The organism is Streptomyces sp. NPDC005492, assembly GCF_040605995.1.
In the GTDB taxonomy this organism is placed as follows: Bacteria; Actinomycetota; Actinomycetes; order Streptomycetales; family Streptomycetaceae; genus Streptomyces.
On sequence record NZ_JBEXDX010000065.1, the window covers coordinates 18,155 to 35,739 of the forward strand.

Genomic DNA, 17,585 nt, shown 5'->3' on the forward strand with positions numbered 1-17,585 from the left:
CCCTCCTCGGACCGCGTAGCCGCATCCTTCTCGCCCCACCGTACCGCCTTGCGCCGCGGCCGTGCGGGGAGCGATGTCGTGTTCACTCAGGGCTGCAAACATCAAAACCCCCCGTTCTGTTCCGTATCCTGTGCCCGCTCATTCCCGGTCTGTTCGCTCACGAGCCGCTCCAGAAGCAGCGCGAGTACGCTCCGTACACTCTCCTTACGAATTTCCGCCCGGCCGCCGTTCAACCGCAGCGCGGCCACTTTCCCGCCACCGGCTGCATCCGATTCCGGTCCGGAGGGTCCGTCCACGGCCACGAAAACGGTGCCGACGGGCTGCCCGTCCTGCGGCTCCGGGCCTGCCACACCGGTGGTCGCGATGCCCCAGTCGGCACCCAGAGCCTTCCGCACGCCGGCCGCCATCTGGGCCGCGACCTGCGCATCCACCGCTCCCCGCTCGGTCAGCAGGGTGGCGTCGACGCCGAGCAGTTCGTGCTTCAACTCGGTGGCATAGGCGGTGACCGAACCACGGAATGCCTTGGAGGCTCCGGGCACCGATGTGATCTCCGCCGCAACCAGACCACCGGTGAGCGACTCGGCGACAGCGAGCGTCGCACCGCTCACGGTCAGTAGTCGAACCACTTCAGTGGCCGTGGAACTCACGCTTCCGTCTCCTCCGACGCCGCCATGCGCTCGGCGATCCCCTGCCTGCGCAGCACAATGGCTTGTCTCACATAGTCGAACCCGGTCAGCACGGTCAGCACGACCGCCGCCGCCATCACCCAGAACCTCAGGGTGGCCAGCCAGCCCGTCAGCGCCAGCACGTACATTCCTACGGCCACGCCCTGCGTGAGCGTCTTCAGCTTGCCGCCGCGCGACGCGGGAATGACGCCGTACCGGATGACAAGAAAACGCAGCAGCGTAATCCCGAGTTCCCGGCCGAGGATGACGACGGTCACCCACCACGGCAGATCGCCGAGCGAGGACAGACAGATCAGCGCCGCTCCCATGATCGCCTTGTCGGCGATGGGGTCGGCGATCTTTCCGAAGTCGGTGACGAGGTCGTAGGTGCGCGCCAGATGACCGTCGAACAGGTCGGTGATCATGGCGACGGCGAACGCCGCCCAGGCGAACGAGCGCATCGCCGGGTCATACCCGCCGTCGGCCAGCATCAAAGCGACGAAGCCGGGGACGAGCAGTAGCCGGAGCATGGTCAGCAGGTTGGCGATGTTCCAGACGCTCGCCTGGTTGACGGCGGCGGCGACGACCTTCGCACCGCGCGCCGGCTTCGGCCCGCCGGACTCGACGACACCGGAGGAGGCACCACCGGAGACGGCACCACCGGAGGCCGCACCGGAACCCGGGCTCGCGGGCGCGCCGTTGGCGCTGGAGGTGTTGCCCGCCGCCGATGCCGGGACTCCGGTCATCTGCCCGCCTCCTCACTACACGCGAGCGAGCCCAGGAGCGGCTCGGCCACCAGGTCGACACCTTCCGTACCGACCACCTTCGCCTCGACCATACGGCCGACACTCAGGCCTTCGCCGCTCGTGAGCAGCACCTGGCCGTCGGTCTCCGGCGCCTGGTGCTCGCCGCGGCCGTAGGCGCCGTCCTCGGAGTCCACCGACTCCACCAGCACCTGCACGGTCTCGCCGACACGCTCCTCGGCCCGCTGCGAGACAAGCTCCTCGGCGAGCCGCGAGACACGTGCCAGCCGCGCCGCCACGACGTCCTCGTCGAGCTTCTTGTCGTAGGTCGCCGCCTCCGTGCCCTCCTCGTCGGAGTAGCCGAAGACGCCGATGGCGTCCAGGCGCGCGCCGTTCAGGAAGCGCTCCAGTTCGGCGAGGTCGGCCTCGGTCTCGCCGGGGAAGCCGACGATGAAGTTCGAGCGCACGCCGGCCTGGGGGGCCTTGGAGCGGATGGTGTCGAGCAGTTCGAGGAAGCGGTCGGTGTCGCCGAAGCGGCGCATGGCGCGCAGCACGTCGGGCGCGGAGTGCTGGAAGGACAGGTCGAAGTAGGGCGCGATCTTCGGTGTCGAGGTGAGCACGTCGATGAGCCCGGGACGCATCTCGGCGGGCTGGAGGTAGCTCACGCGCACCCGCTCCAGGCCGTCGATGTCCGCCAGTTCGGGCAGCAGCGACTCCAGGAGGCGGATGTCGCCCAGGTCCTTGCCGTAGGACGTGTTGTTCTCGGAGACCAGCATGATCTCCTTGACGCCCTGTTCGGCCAGCCAGCGCGTCTCGTTGAGCACGTCGCTCGGGCGGCGGGAGATGAAGGAGCCGCGGAAGGACGGGATGGCGCAGAAGGAGCAGCGCCGGTCGCAGCCGGAGGCGAGCTTCACCGACGCGACCGGGGCGCCGTCCAGGCGGCGGCGCAGGGGTGCGCGGGGACCCGAAGCGGGCGCGAGTCCGTCCGGGAGGTCGACCGGGCCGTGGCCGGGCAGCGCGACCTCGGCCGCGGACTCCTGCCGCTCGGCGGGGCTGATCGGCAGCAGCTTGCGGCGGTCGCGCGGGGTGTGCGAGGCGTGGATGCCGCCGTTCAGGATGGTCTGCAGGCGGTCGGAGATGTCGGCGTAGTCGTCGAAGCCGAGCACTCCGTCGGCCTCGGGCAGCGCGTCGGCGAGTTCCTTGCCGTACCGCTCGGCCATGCAGCCCACCGCGACAACGGCCTGCGTTCTGCCGTGGCCCTTGAGGTCGTTGGCTTCGAGGAGGGCGTCGACGGAGTCCTTCTTGGCGGCCTCGACGAAGCCACAGGTGTTGACGACGGCGACATCCGCGTCCTCGGCGTCCTCCACGAGTTGCCAGCCGTCCGCCTCCAAGCGGCCTGCGAGCTCCTCCGAGTCCACCTCGTTACGGGCGCAGCCAAGAGTGACGAGTGCGACGGTACGGCGTTCAGGCATGGGCTCAAGACTACTTCGTCCCACTGACACCCCACGTCGAAGGGGTTGGCCGATCTTGGCCAACCCCTTGAACACTCACCCCGCCGGACAGCTCATCCGACCTCGGGGTCGCCCTTCGTGTACGTGAGCCGCTCCACCGCTCCGGGCTGGAAGTCGTCCTGGATCTTCTTGCCGTTGACGTAGAGCTGGATCGCTCCGGCGTCGCCGAGGATCAGGTTGACCTTCGAGCTGTCCTGGAAGGTCTTGGACTCGCCCTTCTTGAGGAGTCCGTCGAAGAGCATCCGGCCGTTGTGGTCCTTGGCGGAGATCCAGCTACGGCCGTCGACCGCGCTGACCTGGACCGTCACCTTGTCCTGTGGCGCGGCGGCGATGGCGCTGTCGGAAGGGTCGGACTTGGGCGTGGCCGTATCGCTGTTCGAGGGGGTCGGCTTGGCGGGCTTGCTGGTGCTGGGCGTGGCTCCCTGGGCGACCTGCGACTTGGCGTCGCTGCCGCTGTCGCCGCCCTTGAACGCCGTGAACCCGACGAAGCCGACCACGGCGACGATCGCGGCGACCATGGCCGCGGTCCAGTTGGGCCCCCGGCGCTCCGGACGGATACGTTCCGCCTCGAAGAGGGGCGCCGCCGGCGTCGGCGCCGGGCGTCCGCCGTGATCGTCGTCGTACCGCGCGAGGAGGGGGGCGGGATCGATGTGGACGGCCTTGGCGAGGGTCCTGATGTGCCCGCGGGCGTAGACGTCACCGCCGCAGGGCGTGAAGTCGTCGGCCTCGATGGCGTGCACGATGGCGATGCGGACCCGGGTGGCGCTGCTGACGTCGTCGACGGTCAGCCCGGCGGCGATGCGTGCCTGCTGCAGGGTTCGGCCGACGGAAGGGCGGGCTTCTTCCTCATGACCGTCCGAGGAACGACCGTCTTCGAACGGGCGCTCGTCTTCAGGGGAGTTGCCGATGGACACGGGGGCGCCTTTCGAGCGTGTAGCCACCTGTGCTGGAAGTTCAGTCTAGGGGGGGTATGAAAGGGTGGGGCAACCGGGCGGTGGGACTTTGTACGCCATCGGTATGGCCGGACAACCCGACGGCGGGTCAGCCACGGATCCCATGGTGGGAGCCCTGTCTGTCCTCTCGCTCAACTTGACGTACGGCAAAGGGAAACGGTTGCCCGACGGTCTCTAACGGGTGAGTCACGGACGGCCGCACCCCTCGGGACCCGTCTACCCGCGCCTACCCTTCAGACTCCCCGCGGATGACCGCGAGCACGCCATCCAGTTCGTCACCCTTCACAAGAACGTCACGCGCCTTGGACCCCTCGCTGGGGCCGACGATGCCCCGGGACTCCATGAGGTCCATGAGCCGCCCGGCCTTCGCGAAGCCGACGCGCAGCTTGCGCTGGAGCATCGAGGTGGAGCCGAACTGCGTGGACACGACCAGCTCGGCCGCCTGGCACAGCAGATCGAGGTCGTCACCGATGTCCTCGTCGATCTCCTTCTTCTGCTTGCTGCCCACGGTGACGTCGTCCCGGAAGACCGGCGTCATCTGGTCCTTGCAGTGCTGCACGACGGCGTGGATCTCGTCCTCGGTGACGAAGGCGCCCTGCATACGGGTGGGCTTGTTCTGCCCCATCGGCAGGTACAGTCCGTCCCCCTTGCCGATGAGCTTCTCGGCACCGGGCTGGTCGAGGATGACCCGCGAGTCGGCGAGCGAGGAGGTGGCGAACGCGAGCCTGGAGGGCACGTTCGCCTTGATCAGACCGGTGACGACGTCGACGGACGGACGCTGCGTAGCGAGCACCAGGTGGATGCCGGCCGCGCGCGCGAGCTGCGTGATGCGCACGATCGAGTCCTCGACGTCCCGGGGCGCGACCATCATCAGGTCGGCCAGCTCGTCGACGATCACCAGGAGATACGGATAGGTCTTGAGCTCCCGCTCGCTGCCCTCGGGCGTCTTCAGCTTGCCGTCGCGGATGGCCTGGTTGAAGTCGTCGATGTGCCGGTACCCGAAGGCGGCGAGGTCGTCATACCTGAGGTCCATCTCGCGTACGACCCACTGGAGCGCCTCGGCGGCCCGCTTCGGGTTGGTGATGATGGGCGTGATCAGGTGCGGGATGCCTTCGTAGGCGGTCAGTTCGACGCGCTTGGGGTCGACGAGGACCATGCGGACGTCCTCGGGGGTCGCGCGGCACATGATCGACGTGATCAGGCAGTTGATGCACGACGACTTGCCAGAGCCGGTGGCGCCGGCCACCAGGATGTGCGGCATCTTCGCCATGTTCGCCATGACGTAGCCGCCCTCGACGTCCTTGCCGAGCGCGACGAGCATCGGGTGGTCGTCCTCGGCCGCGTCGGCGAGCCGCAGCACGTCCCCGACGTTGACCATCTCCCGGTCGGTGTTGGGGATCTCGATGCCGACCGCGGACTTGCCGGGGATTGGGCTGATGATCCGCACATCGGGGCTGGCGACGGCGTAGGCGATGTTCTTGGTGAGCGCGGTGATCCGCTCGACCTTCACGGCGGGGCCCAGTTCGACCTCGTAGCGCGTGACCGTCGGCCCGCGCGTGAAGCCGGTGACGGCGGCGTCGACCTTGAACTCGGAGAAGACGTTCGTCAGCGAGGCGACCACGGCGTCGTTCGCGGCGCTGCGCGCCTTGCCGGGGCCCCCGCGCGTGAGGAGGTCGAGCGAGGGCAGCGCGTACGTGATGTCGCCGGAGAGTTGGAGCTGCTCGGCGCGCGGCGGCAGGTCGCGGACCTCCTCCGGGGGCGCCTTGGTGAGGTCCATGACCTCGGCCTTGAGCTTCTCCTGCTTGGGACGCGCGGCCGGCGCCGGCACGGGCGTCGGGGTCGTCTCCTCGCGGTCGCCGCCCACTCGTACGCCCTGGGTGAGGTCGGCGACGATCGGCGAGGGCGGCATGCCGTGCAGGACGGCTCCGTCGAGGGCCGCCGCGGCGGCCGCTGCGACGTCCACGGCGTCCATGGGGCGGTGCATGTCGGGCTGCGGCACTGCGGAGCGCCGGGGGCGGCTCCGGCGCTTGGTGAGGGCCTCCTGCTCGGCGCTGTCGGGGTCGTACGCCTCGGGGGCGCTCCCGCGCTTCCGGGCGCGCGCGGGCAGCGCCTCACGCCACTGCTCGTCGTAGCGCTCGTCGTCCTCGCCGAACTCGTCCTCGCTGCCGTAGTCGTGGACGATGCCCAGCTTCACGCCGAGCAGCCTGAGGCGCTGCGGGATCGCGTTGACCGGGGTGGCCGTGACGACCAGCAGCCCGAAGATCGTGAGCAGCACGAGCAGGGGTACGGCGAGCACCTCGCCCATCGTGTACGTCAGCGGGGTCGCCACTCCCCAGCCGATGAGTCCGCCGGCGTCCCTTATGGCCTGCATGCCGTCGCTGCGGGCGGGCGCGCCGCAGGCGATGTGGACCTGGCCGAGGACGCCGATGACGAGCGCGGACAGGCCGATCACGATGCGGCCGTTGGCCTCGGGCTGCTCCGGGTGCCGGATGAAGCGGACGGCGATCACCGCGAGCAGTATCGGCACGAGCAGGTCGAGGCGGCCGAAGGCGCCGGTCACCAGGATCTCGACGAGGTCGCCGACCGGGCCGCGCAGGTCCGCCCACGTACCTGCGGCGACGATCAGCGCGAGGCCGAACAGCAGCAGTGCGACGCCGTCCTTGCGGTGGGCCGGGTCGAGGTTCTTCGCGCCCTGCCCTATGCCGCGGAACACGGCGCCGACGGCGTGCGCGGTGCCCAGCCAGAGGGCGCGCACGAGTTTGACGATGCCCCCGGTGGGGCTGGGCGCGGGCTTGGGCGCCGGGCGGGCGGTCTTCTTGGCGGCCGCCTTCTTCGCGGGGGCCCTTTTCGCAGCGGCCTTCTTCGTCGGAGCCTTCGCCGGAGCAGCCCTCTTGGCGGGCTGCTTCTTGGCTGCGGAGGGACGTGAGGCCATAGGTGTGAGGTTACCTGTGGAGACGGCAGCGGACACGTGTGCCCACTGCTTCACCCGTTCGTGTCGCTCGTCCGGGTCGGGGAACTGACGCTCGCTCACGCACAACTGCGCCCGCGGCGGACGTCAGTTCTGCGACGGGACCGAAGGGGCTCCGCTGCCGGTGCCCGGCTCCAGGGCGTCGAGTGCCCGGCGCAGCCCGGTGAGTTTGCGTTCGAGATGGGCCGCGGTGGCCACGGCCGCCGCGTCCGCCGACTCGTCGTCGAGCTGCTTGGACAGCGCCTCCGCCTGCTCCTCGACGGCCGCGAGGCGCGCCGACAGCTCGGCGAGCAGTCCGGCCGGCTCCTTGGCCGCACCGGCCGCCGGCTTGCCGCCGCCCTCCAACTGGAGCCGCAGCAGGGCCGCCTGCTCCCGCAGTTGGCAGTTCTTCATGTACAGCTCGACGAACACCGAGACCTTCGCGCGCAGCACCCACGGGTCGAAGGGCTTGGAGATGTAGTCGACCGCGCCCGCCGCGTAACCCCGGAAGGTGTGGTGCGGGCCGTGGTTGATCGCGGTGAGGAAGATGATCGGGATGTCCCGGGTCCGCTCCCGTCGCTTGATGTGCGCGGCGGTTTCGAAACCGTCCATGCCTGGCATCTGGACGTCCAGCAGAATGACCGCGAAGTCGTCCGTGAGCAGCGCTTTGAGCGCTTCCTCCCCGGACGATGCCCGAACCAGTGTCTGATCGAGCGCAGAGAGGATGGCCTCCAGCGCCAGCAGATTCTCCGGCCGGTCATCGACCAGGAGGATCTTGGCCTTCTGCACCATGGCCCGCCCTCCTCGCCCCGGATGTGCACCGGGCGCCGCCCCAGAGGACGACTCTCTTGCGCCGCCCGTCCTTGTGCCGGTCATGGTAGCCGCACCCCGCCTGTCGCCACACCCTGTCACCGCGATGTCACTGTGCACGAAGCAGAAACGTAGCGGGAGACCAGAAGGTTCCCCGAATCCCGTGCTTCTACACGGCTTCGGCCACACTGAGTCAGCAACTCCGCGTGAACACCGAACGTTCCCCGCACCGTTCCCGCTGCTTTCCCGTCAAGTCCGGTCGTTTCCATCACTCCGGACGCATCCACTGCTCCATCACCGACAACAGGTGATCGGGATCGACCGGCTTCGTGACGTAGTCCGAGGCGCCGGACTCGATCGCCTTCTCCCGGTCGCCCTTCATCGCCTTCGCGGTCAGCGCGATGATCGGCAGCCCGGCGAACTGCGGCATCCTGCGGATCGCCGTCGTCGTCGCGTATCCGTCCATCTCGGGCATCATGATGTCCATCAGGACGACCGTCACATCGTCGTGCTGCTCCAGTACTTCGATGCCCTCACGGCCGTTCTCCGCGTACAGCACGGACAGGCCGTGCTGCTCCAGGACACTGGTCAACGCGAAGACGTTGCGGATGTCGTCGTCGACGATCAGCACCTTCTCCCCGCCGAACCGGATGCCCCGGCGCGACGGCGGCGCCGCCTCCTCGGCCGCCCACTGGTCCCGCACCGTCCGCCCCAGTTGCGCGGTTCCCTCGATGGCGGACACGGCCCTGCGGCGGCGCCTGAAGAGCGCGGCGGCACCGTTCTGAGTCTCGTGGTACGACTTCACCTCGGCCGGCGTCTCGATGTCCACCTCGCCCCGCTCCGACAGCTCCGCGAGTTCCGCCGCGGACGCCACCAGGTCGCCCGCCTCCAGCGCGGGCAACTGCTGATAGCCCTGCGGGGGCAGTTCGCTCGGGTGCAGCGGCAAATACAGCGTGAACGTGGAACCGCGTCCCGGTTCGCTCTGCGCGTGGATCTCACCGCCGAGCAACTGGGCGATCTCCCGGGAGATCGACAGCCCGAGGCCCGTACCGCCGTACTTGCGGCTGGTCGTACCGTCCGCCTGCTTGAACGCCTCGAAGATCACCCGCATCTTGCTGCCGGCGATCCCGATCCCGGTGTCCGTCACCGAGAACGCGATCAGGTCCGCGTCCGCGTCCCGCAGCGAACCGGCCTCCAGGAGCTGCTCCCTGATCGCCACCGGCACATCCGCGCCGGCCGGCCGGATGACCAGCTCGACGGCCCCGGAGTCGGTGAACTTCACCGCGTTCGACAGCAGGTTGCGCAGCACCTGGAGCAGCCGCTGCTCATCGGTGTGCAGCGTGGCGGGCAGTTCCGGCGACACCCGTACGGACAGGTCCAGGCCCTTCTCCGCGGTCAGCGGACGGAAAGTGGCCTCTACGTAGTCGACGAGTTGGACGAGCGCGATGCGCGTCGGGGAGACGTCCATCTTGCCCGCCTCGACCTTCGACAGGTCCAGGATGTCGTTGATCAACTGAAGCAGGTCGGACCCCGCGCCGTGGATCGTCTCGGCGAACTCGACCTGCTTCGGGGAGAGGTTCCCCTCCGCGTTGTCGGCCAGCAGCTTCGCCAGGATCAGCAGCGAGTTCAGCGGTGTGCGCAGCTCGTGCGACATGTTCGCCAGGAACTCGCTCTTGTAGCGCATGGATACGGCGAGTTGCTCGGCGCGCTCCTCCAGGACCTGCCGGGCCTCCTCGATCTCGGTGTTCTTGACCTCGATGTCCCGGTTCTGCTGGGCCAGCAGCTCGGCCTTCTCCTCCAGTTCGGCGTTGGACGACTGGAGGGCCTTCTGCCGGTTCTCCAACTCGGCCGACCGTTCCTGGAGTTGCTCGGTCAGCTCCTGGGACTGCTTCAGCAGCAGCTCCGTCTTGGTGTTGACGGAGATGGTGTTGACGCTGGTCGCGATCATCTCGGCGATCTGGTTGAGGAAGTCCTTCTGGATCTGCGTGAAGGGCGTGAACGAGGCCAGCTCGATGACGCCGAGCACCTTCCCCTCGAACAGCACCGGCAGCACGATCACCTGCGCGGGCGGCGCCTCCCCGAGCCCGGAGGAGATCTTCAGGTACCCGCTCGGCGCGTTCTCCACGAGGATCGTGCGCCGCTCCTGGGCGGCCGTCCCGATCAGCGCCTCACCGGGCCTGAACGACGTCGGCATGGAGCCCATCGAGTAGCCGTAGGAACCGAGCATGCGCAGTTCGTACGCCTCGTCGCCCTCGGCGTCCGCCAGGGGCAGCGCGAGGAAGAACGCGCCGTGCTGCGCGGAGACCACCGGCGTCAGCTCGCTCATGATCAGCGAGGCCACGTCGTCCAGGTCGCGGCGGCCCTGCATCAGCGCGGAGATGCGGGCGAGGTTGCCCTTGAGCCAGTCCTGCTCCTTGTTGGCGATCGTGGTGTCACGCAGGTTGGCGATCATCTTGTTGATGTAGTCCTGGAGTTCCTGGATCTCGCCGGCCGCGTCGACGTCGATCTTCAGGTTCAGGTCGCCGCGGGTCACCGCGGTCGCTACGCGCGCGATGGCACGCACCTGCCGGGTCAGGTTCCCGGCCATCTCGTTCACCGACTCGGTGAGGTCGCGCCAGGTGCCGTCGACGTCACGCACGCGTGCCTGACCGCCCAACTGGCCTTCCGTACCCACCTCGCGGGCGACTCGGGTGACCTCCTCGGCGAAGGACGAGAGTTGATCGACCATCGTGTTGATCGTCGTCTTGAGTTCGAGGATCTCGCCGCGGGCGTCGATGTCGATCTTCTTCGTCAGGTCGCCCTTGGCGATGGCCGTGGTGACCATCGCGATGTTGCGCACCTGACCGGTCAGGTTGGACGCCATGCCGTTCACCGACTCGGTGAGGTCCTTCCAGGTGCCGGCCACACCGGGCACCCGCGCCTGACCGCCGAGGATGCCGTCCGTGCCCACCTCGCGGGCCACCTTGGTGACCTGGTCGGCGAACGAACTCAGCGTCTTCACCATGGTGTTGAAGGTGTCGGCGAGCTGCGCGACCTCGCCGCGCGCCTCGATCGTCACCGTCCGGGTCAGGTCGCCGTTGGCGACGGCCGCCGCGACCTGGGAGATGTTCCGCACCTGCACGGTCAGGTTGTTGGCCATCAGGTTGACGTTGCCGCTGAGGTCCTTCCAGATGCCCGTGATGCCCGGCACATGGGCCTGGCCGCCCAGGATGCCCTCGGTGCCCACCTCGCGGGCCACCCGGGTCACCTGCTCGGCGAAGGACGACAGTTGATCGACCATGGTGTTGACCGTCGTGACGAGCTCAAGGATCTCGCCCTTGGCGTCGACGGTGATCTTCTTGGACAGGTCGCCCTTGGCGACGGCGGTCGTGACCTCGGCGATCTGACGCACCTGGATGGTCAGGTTGTTCGCCATGAAGTTCACGGACTGTGTGAGGTCCTTCCAGGTGCCGGAGACACCCTGCACCTCGGCCTGACCGCCCAACTGCCCCTCGGTGCCCACCTCACGGGCCACCCTGGTGACCTCCTCGGCGAACGAGGACAACTGGTCGACCATCGTGTTCAGGGTGTTCTTCAGCTCCAGGATCTCGCCGCGCGCGTCCACGGTGATCTTCTGGGACAGGTCACCCCGGGCCACCGCCGTCGCGACCTGCGCGATGTTGCGGACCTGTGCGGTGAGGTTGCCGGCCATGCCGTTCACGGAGTCGGTCAGGTCACGCCACACACCGGCGACGCCGGGCACCTGCGCCTGGCCGCCCAGCCGGCCCTCGGTGCCCACCTCGCGGGCGACCCGAGTCACCTGGTCGGCGAAGGCGGAGAGCTGGTCGACCATCGTGTTGATGGTGTTCTTCAGCTCCAGGATCTCGCCGCGCGCGTCCACGTCGATCTTCTGGGACAGGTCGCCCTGGGCCACGGCCGTGGTCACCTGGGCGATGTTGCGCACCTGGGAGGTCAGGTTCCCGGCCATCGAGTTGACGGAGTCGGTGAGTTCCTTCCAGGTCCCCGAGACGCCGTCCACGCGCGCCTGGCCGCCCAGCCGGCCCTCGGTGCCCACGTCCCGGGCCATCCTGGTCACCTGGTCGGCGAACGACGACAGTTGGTCGACCATCGTGTTGACGGTGTTCTTCAACTGAAGCATCTCGCCGGACACGTCGACCGTGACCTTCTGCGACAGGTCGCCGTTGGCCACCGCCGTCGTCACCTGGGCGATATTGCGCACCTGCCCGGTGAGGTTACGGAACGCGGTGTTGACCGAGTCGGTCAGGTCCTTCCAGGTACCGGCCGCGCCGGGCACCTGTGCCTGACCGCCCAGTTCACCCTCGACACCGATCTCGCGGGCCACGCGCGTGACCTCGGCACCGAACGAGGACAGTTGGTCGACCATCCCGTTGACGGTGTTCTTCAGCTCCAGCATCTCGCCGGCGACGTCGACGGTGACCTTCTGCGACAGGTCACCGCTCGCCACCGCGGTCGTCACGGCGGCGATGTCCCGCACCTGGGTCGTCAGGTTCCGGAAGACCGTGTTCACCGAGTCGGTGAGGTCCTTCCAGGTCCCCGCCGCACCCGGCACATTGGCCTGCCCGCCGAGCTGCCCCTCGGCGCCGACCTCGTTGGCCACACGCGTGACCTCGTCGGCGAAGATCCGCAGCGTCTCCGTCATCTGGTTGATCGTCTCGGCGAGCTTCGCGACCTCACCGCGTGCCGAAACGGTCACCTTCTGCGACAGATCACCGTTGGCGACCGCCGTCGTCACCTGCGCGATGTTGCGCACCTGGCCGGTCAGGTTGCCGGCCATGAGATTCACCGAATCGGTGAGGTCCTTCCACACACCGGCCACACCCGGCACCTGCGCCTGGCCGCCCAGTTCGCCCTCGGTGCCCACCTCGCGGGCGACCCGGGTCACCTCGGAGGAGAACGAGGACAGTTGGTCCACCATCGTGTTGACGGTGTTCTTCAGCTCCAGCATCTCGCCTGCGACATGAACCGTGACCTTGCGTGACAGGTCGCCCTTCGCGACCGCAGTGGTCACCAGCGCGATGTCCCGGACCTGGGCCGTCAACCGGTACGCCATCGTGTTGACGGAGTCCGTGAGGTCCTTCCAGGAGCCGGACATGCCACGCACGCGTGCCTGCCCGCCGAGCTTGCCCTCGGTGCCCACCTCGCTGGCCACCCGCGTGACCTCGTCGGTGAACGTCGACAACTGGTCGACCAGATTGTTGACGGTCCGCCCGACCTTCAGGAACTCCCCGCGCAGCGGATGCCCGGTCCCGTCGTCCTGTGCCTGCGTCCGCAACTCCATCCGCGGCGACAGATCACCCTCCGCCACCGCGGAGAGCACCCGTCCGACCTCTGAGACGGGCCGTACAAGGTCGTCCACGAGTGCGTTGGACGCATCGATGGCCGAGGCCCAGGAACCCTCGCAGGCGCCCGTCTCCAGCCGCTCCGTGAGCTTTCCCTCACGTCCCACCATCCGCCGCACCCGGGACAACTCGCCCGTCAGATGCAGATTGCGGTCGGCCACCTCGTTGAACACGGCGGCGATCTCCGACAACTCGCCGTCGCCGGACACCGTGAGCCGCTTGCGGAAGTTCCCGTCCCGCATGGCGACCAGTGCCGTCAGCAGCCGGTCCAAGGAGGCCGCGTCCACTTCCGTGGTCCCATTGCGCGGTTTGCGCTGGTTCTTCAGGGACTGTCCGCCTTTCGCGCGCGTCCTGGTGGCCCGCGTCGCTGCGCCAGACTCCACTGTGTCCCTCCCGCAGGGGTCGACCGTTGCTGCTGTGCTGAGGTGCTACTGCTCGCGTATCCGTTACTGCCGCGTATCTCTGCCCGATTTACCGGGCTTCAACAAGGCCCGACGCACTCCGTACACGGAGGACACCCAGCCTGCCCGGGCCTTCACCAGAATCCTGCCCAGTGTTTCACCCTGCCTGAACCAGGCCATAACAGTTCGGCAGCTTCGCACATCGTCCGCACACCCTCCGGACGGAAACACTGCGAACCGGCATCCGCACGGACGGCGAAGGTAAGTAACCTTGCATGCGGCTGTCCAGCCGCGCCGGTTCCGTCCGGCCTGGACGGTGGCACGAGCACGAGCGGGCAGGCATCGGAGGGGCACCGCACCATGACCACCGGACTGCATCCTGGGGGACCGCCCCAGGATCCCCCGCCGACCGGAAACCAGCCGTTGCCCCGGCAGGCGCCGATCGGCCATGGTGCCCTGCCCGCCGACAACAGGCCGAGGAGTTCTGTGATCACCGCGCGCGCGGCCGCCAGCTTCGAGCCCGTAGGACGATCGGTCGCCACCGCGCGGTCCTTCGTCCGCGACACCCTTCAGGGCTGGGGTTTCGCCGACATCGTCGACGACGCCGTGGTCCTCACCAGTGAGCTGGTGACCAACGCGGTGGTGCACGCGGGCACGGCCGCGGATGTTCTGTGCCTACGAAGTGACGACGGCGTGCGGATCGAGGTCGCCGACCACTACCCGGAACGGGAAATCCCCCTCCAGGGGGCCGCGATCAACATGAGCAGCCCCGACCGCGAGGGCGGCCGCGGCCTCCAGCTCTGCGCGGCCCTGGCCAGTCGCTGGGGCGTCGACTACACGCCCACACAGAAGCTGGTCTGGTTCCAACTCGACCTCCCCGCACGCCCGGTGGGCACCCGCGCGGCCGGCCCGTCCCTGCCGGCCGACCTCCTCCCACTCGCCGACGGCAGAGTCCGCGTCGCGGTCGTCCAGATCGACCGTACGGGCTCCATCGCGTCCTGGAACGAGGACGCCGAGGACCTCTTCGGGTACGCTGCCGAGCAGGTCACCGGCAAGCCCCTGACCGACCTCGCCGCCTGGCCGCACACCCCGGGCACCAGCACCGGCATCGCCGAGGCCCTGCGCCTCTCCCGCTGGGAGGGCAGTTACGGCATCCGCGGCGCCGACGGCCGCGTGATCCCGGTGTACGCCTCCCACCTCCGGGTCCGCGACACCGGCGGCGAGCCGTCAACCGTGTGCCTCCTGGTGAGGGACCACGAACGCGCGGTTCTGCAGACCCCGTTGCGCGGCCCCGCCCCCGACGCCGCGTCCACCCCGGACGGCCAGAACACCGACCCGTTCGAGGTGTTCATCGGCTCCCCCGCGCCGGACGACCTCGACGGCCTCCTCCAGCGCACGGTCGAGCGCGCCCGCGACATGCTCGACGGGGACTCCGCCTTCCTCCTCCTCGCGACCGACGACGAAACGGAGTTGGAGGTCCGCGCCTCCACCGGCCTGCCCTCCGCCCGCCAACGCTTCGCGCGCGTGCCCGTCGAAGGGGGCCCCGGCCGCTACGGCTCCGCCCGCATGCCGGCCGTCCACGAGGACCTGATGGCCGTCCCGGGCGCCGTACCGCTCCTCAGCGGCACCGGAATGCGCTCGGTCGTCACCGTGCCCCTGAAGGTGGAGGGTCGCCTCACCGGCTCCCTCGGAGTGGCCGCCGAAGGCCCCAACAAGTACTCGAACGAAGAGGCCCTGCGCCTCCAATTCGCGGCCGACCGCATCGCGTTGGCGGTCGAGTCCGCCCGCCTGGGCGAACTGGAACGCCTGCGCCGCGGCTCCCTCAGCTTCCTGGTCGAGGCCTCCGACCTCCTCGCCGGCACCCTGGACCGCGACCAGACCCTGGCCCTGATGGCCCAGATGACGGTCCCGACCCTGGCCACCTGGTGCGCGGTTTACACGATCGCCGACCAGTCCTCCGACCCGTACCTCTCGTACGTCCTGCACGAGGACGAGGAACTCATCGACGGCATCAAGTCGTTGCTCTCGAAGATCGCACCACCGGACCCCGTACCCACCCCCGGCGCCCGCGTCTGGGCCGCCCCCGCCGAAGCCGCCCACCAGGCGGCCCTGCGCACCTCCATGCGCAGCCTCGGCCTCGGCGAACCGACCCGCCGCGTCAGCTCGGGCATCGGCCCAACTCTCGCTACGGCGTCCGCAGTCGGCGGCGAGACGGTGGTGCTCCCCCTGGTCGCCCGCAACCGCGTCATCGGCATGCTGACCCTCGGCAAGCCCACCGACGAACACTTCCGCCAGGAAATCCTGGAACTGGCCGAGGACTTGAGCCGCCGAGCCGCCCTCGCCCTCGACAACGCCCGCCTGTACTCGGAGCGCACGGCCATCAGCCAGTCCCTCCAGCGCAGCCTCCTGCCCCCCGACCTCCCCCACATCGAGGGCGTCGAGGTCGAGGTCATCTACCGCGCGGCCGGCGAGGGCAACGAAGTCGGCGGCGACTTCTACGACCTCTTCCCCATCCGCGACGGCGTCTACGGCTTCGCCATCGGCGACGTCTGCGGTACGGGCCCGGAAGCGGCCGCCGTCACCGGCCTGGCCCGCCACGCCCTCCGCCTGCTCGCCAGAGAGGGCTTCACCGGCCCCGCCGTCCTGGAGCGCCTCAACTCGGCGATCCTCGACGAGGGCGCCCGCAGCCGCTTCCTGACCCTCCTCTACGGCGAGTTGTGGCCGCAGGAGGACGGCAGCGCCAAGCTGAAGGTGGTCTGTGCCGGCCACCCGCTGCCGCTTCGCCTGCGCCAGGACGGCACGGTCGAGCCGGCCGCCGAACCCCAGCCCCTGCTCGGCGTCATGGACGACCTGGAGCTCTACGAGCAGACGGTCACCCTCGACCCGGGCGATGTCCTGCTGTGTGTCACGGACGGCGTCACGGAACGCCGCGAGGGCACCCGCATGCTGGGCGACGACGGACTCTCGGACGTCCTGACCACCTGCACGGGCCTCACGGCCGGCGCGGTCGCGGCCCGCATCATGCGCGCGGTCGAGCGCTTCGCCTCCGACGCCCCGTCCGACGACATGGCGATCCTGGCCATGCGCGTCCCGGGCCTCCAGAAGGACTGACCCCGAACACGCGAAAGGCCCCGCCCAATTGGGCGGGGCCTTTCACTTTGTGGAGCCCTCTAACGGAATCGAACCGTTGACCTTCTCCTTACCATGGAGACGCTCTACCGACTGAGCTAAGAGGGCCTGTCGCTTTCCCGAGGTTTCCCTCGCGGCAACGAAACAGATCATACCCCGAACAGGCCCGTGCGCCCAACCACCGCCGCCCGACCCCGACTCGGTCAGAAAGCGGGCTGCAGCAGTCCCCCGAGCGCATTGCACGCGGACACGATCCGCTGCATCTCCCGCTTCGTCAACGAGGCGTCGACCGGCAGCGCGAGCGTCTCGTCCGCGGCCCGCTCGGTCTCCGGCAGCGCCACACACCGCCGGAACTCCGGCAGCCGGTGCACGGGCGTCTTCACCGGCACCCGGCACTCAACTCCCCTGCCCCGCACGGCCCGAGCGAAGGCGTCCCGATCAGGCCGCCCGTTCCCCGGCACCCGCACGACGTACTGCTGGTAGGTGTGCCCGTCCCCACCATCGGGCGTCCGCACCCCCCGCAACTTCGCGTCAAGATAGGCGGCCCGCTCCCGCCGCTGAGCGACCTCGTCGTACGGCGCCTCGGACTCCCCCTGCTGCAACACCAGCAGCCCGTGCCGCTGCCCGACCCCGAGCAGCCGCGCTATGTCAGCCGACCGCCCGAATCGATGTACGACAACTATGGCCGCCGTACGCGGAGTTACGGCCGCTTCGACAGCGGACGCGTCAAGGCAGTAGCTCACCGGATCTATGTCGGCGAACACCGGCAGCCCACCCGCCAGGGTGACGGCCTCGGCGACTTCCACGTTCCCGAACGCCGGCACGACGACCTCGTCACCGAGTCCGACGCCTGCGGCCCTGAGCATTGCAGCAGTACCCATGCTCGGATGGTGATTGCGCAACGTGAACTTCAAGTGACGCACAACAAAAAAGGGTTGGACCCCGAACCGAAGTTCAGGGTCCAACCCTTTCAATATTTGTTCGGCGGCGTCCTACTCTCCCACAGGGTCCCCCCTGCAGTACCATCGGCGCTGTAAGGCTTAGCTTCCGGGTTCGGAATGTAACC

General features: G+C 68.9%; 9 protein-coding genes, 1 tRNA gene and 1 rRNA gene. 1 reads left to right on the forward strand and 10 read right to left on the reverse strand.

Going from position 1 to position 17,585, the window contains the following annotated elements; all coding sequences use genetic code 11:
* Nucleotides 1-101 precede the first annotated feature (101 nt).
* The 7 genes from ABZT04_RS42480 to ABZT04_RS42510 all read right to left on the reverse strand — a co-directional run bounded on the left by ABZT04_RS42480 (nt 102) and on the right by ABZT04_RS42510 (nt 13,372).
* Nucleotides 102-647, reverse strand: coding sequence for a CinA family protein (locus ABZT04_RS42480; protein WP_356065053.1), 546 nt, complete (start codon nt 645-647; stop codon nt 102-104).
* Nucleotides 644-1,411, reverse strand: coding sequence for a CDP-diacylglycerol--glycerol-3-phosphate 3-phosphatidyltransferase (gene pgsA / locus ABZT04_RS42485; protein WP_356065057.1), 768 nt, complete (start codon nt 1,409-1,411; stop codon nt 644-646). The genes ABZT04_RS42480 and pgsA overlap by 4 nt, the downstream gene beginning before the upstream one ends.
* The gene (gene rimO / locus ABZT04_RS42490) at nt 1,408-2,880 is read right to left on the reverse strand and encodes a 30S ribosomal protein S12 methylthiotransferase RimO (RefSeq protein ID WP_356065060.1); all 1,473 of its coding nucleotides are present in this window, start codon (nt 2,878-2,880) and stop codon (nt 1,408-1,410) included. The genes pgsA and rimO overlap by 4 nt, the downstream gene beginning before the upstream one ends.
* A gap of 92 nt (nt 2,881-2,972) precedes the next feature.
* Nucleotides 2,973-3,833, reverse strand: coding sequence for a RodZ domain-containing protein (locus ABZT04_RS42495; RefSeq protein WP_356065062.1), 861 nt, complete (start codon nt 3,831-3,833; stop codon nt 2,973-2,975).
* Nucleotides 3,834-4,098: 265 nt separating this feature from the next.
* The gene (locus tag ABZT04_RS42500) at nt 4,099-6,804 is read right to left on the reverse strand and encodes a DNA translocase FtsK (protein ID WP_356065065.1); all 2,706 of its coding nucleotides are present in this window, start codon (nt 6,802-6,804) and stop codon (nt 4,099-4,101) included.
* Nucleotides 6,805-6,927: 123 nt separating this feature from the next.
* Complete coding sequence (locus tag ABZT04_RS42505) at nt 6,928-7,611, reverse strand: response regulator (RefSeq protein WP_033287121.1); 684 nt, start codon at nt 7,609-7,611, stop codon at nt 6,928-6,930.
* Nucleotides 7,612-7,897: 286 nt separating this feature from the next.
* Nucleotides 7,898-13,372 (reverse strand): HAMP domain-containing protein, encoded by a 5,475-nt coding sequence (locus tag ABZT04_RS42510; RefSeq protein ID WP_356065067.1) that lies wholly within the window; start codon nt 13,370-13,372, stop codon nt 7,898-7,900.
* 378 nt (nt 13,373-13,750) lie between these two features.
* On the opposite strand from ABZT04_RS42510, the gene ABZT04_RS42515 reads away from it, so the two are divergent.
* Nucleotides 13,751-16,501 carry a SpoIIE family protein phosphatase gene (locus ABZT04_RS42515; protein WP_356065070.1) on the forward strand — a complete coding sequence of 917 codons (2,751 nt, stop codon included), beginning with the start codon at nt 13,751-13,753 and terminating at the stop codon, nt 16,499-16,501.
* A gap of 50 nt (nt 16,502-16,551) precedes the next feature.
* Here ABZT04_RS42515 and ABZT04_RS42520 read toward each other — a convergent pair.
* The 3 genes from ABZT04_RS42520 to rrf form a co-directional block, all read right to left on the reverse strand.
* A tRNA-Thr gene (locus ABZT04_RS42520) sits at nt 16,552-16,627 on the reverse strand.
* A 95-nt stretch (nt 16,628-16,722) separates the two neighbouring features.
* Entirely contained in the window at nt 16,723-17,385 is a 663-nt protein-coding gene (locus tag ABZT04_RS42525; RefSeq protein ID WP_356065076.1) for a DegT/DnrJ/EryC1/StrS family aminotransferase, read from the reverse strand.
* 113 nt (nt 17,386-17,498) lie between these two features.
* Nucleotides 17,499-17,585: ribosomal RNA gene (gene rrf, locus ABZT04_RS42530) — 5S ribosomal RNA — on the reverse strand; the annotation flags it as partial.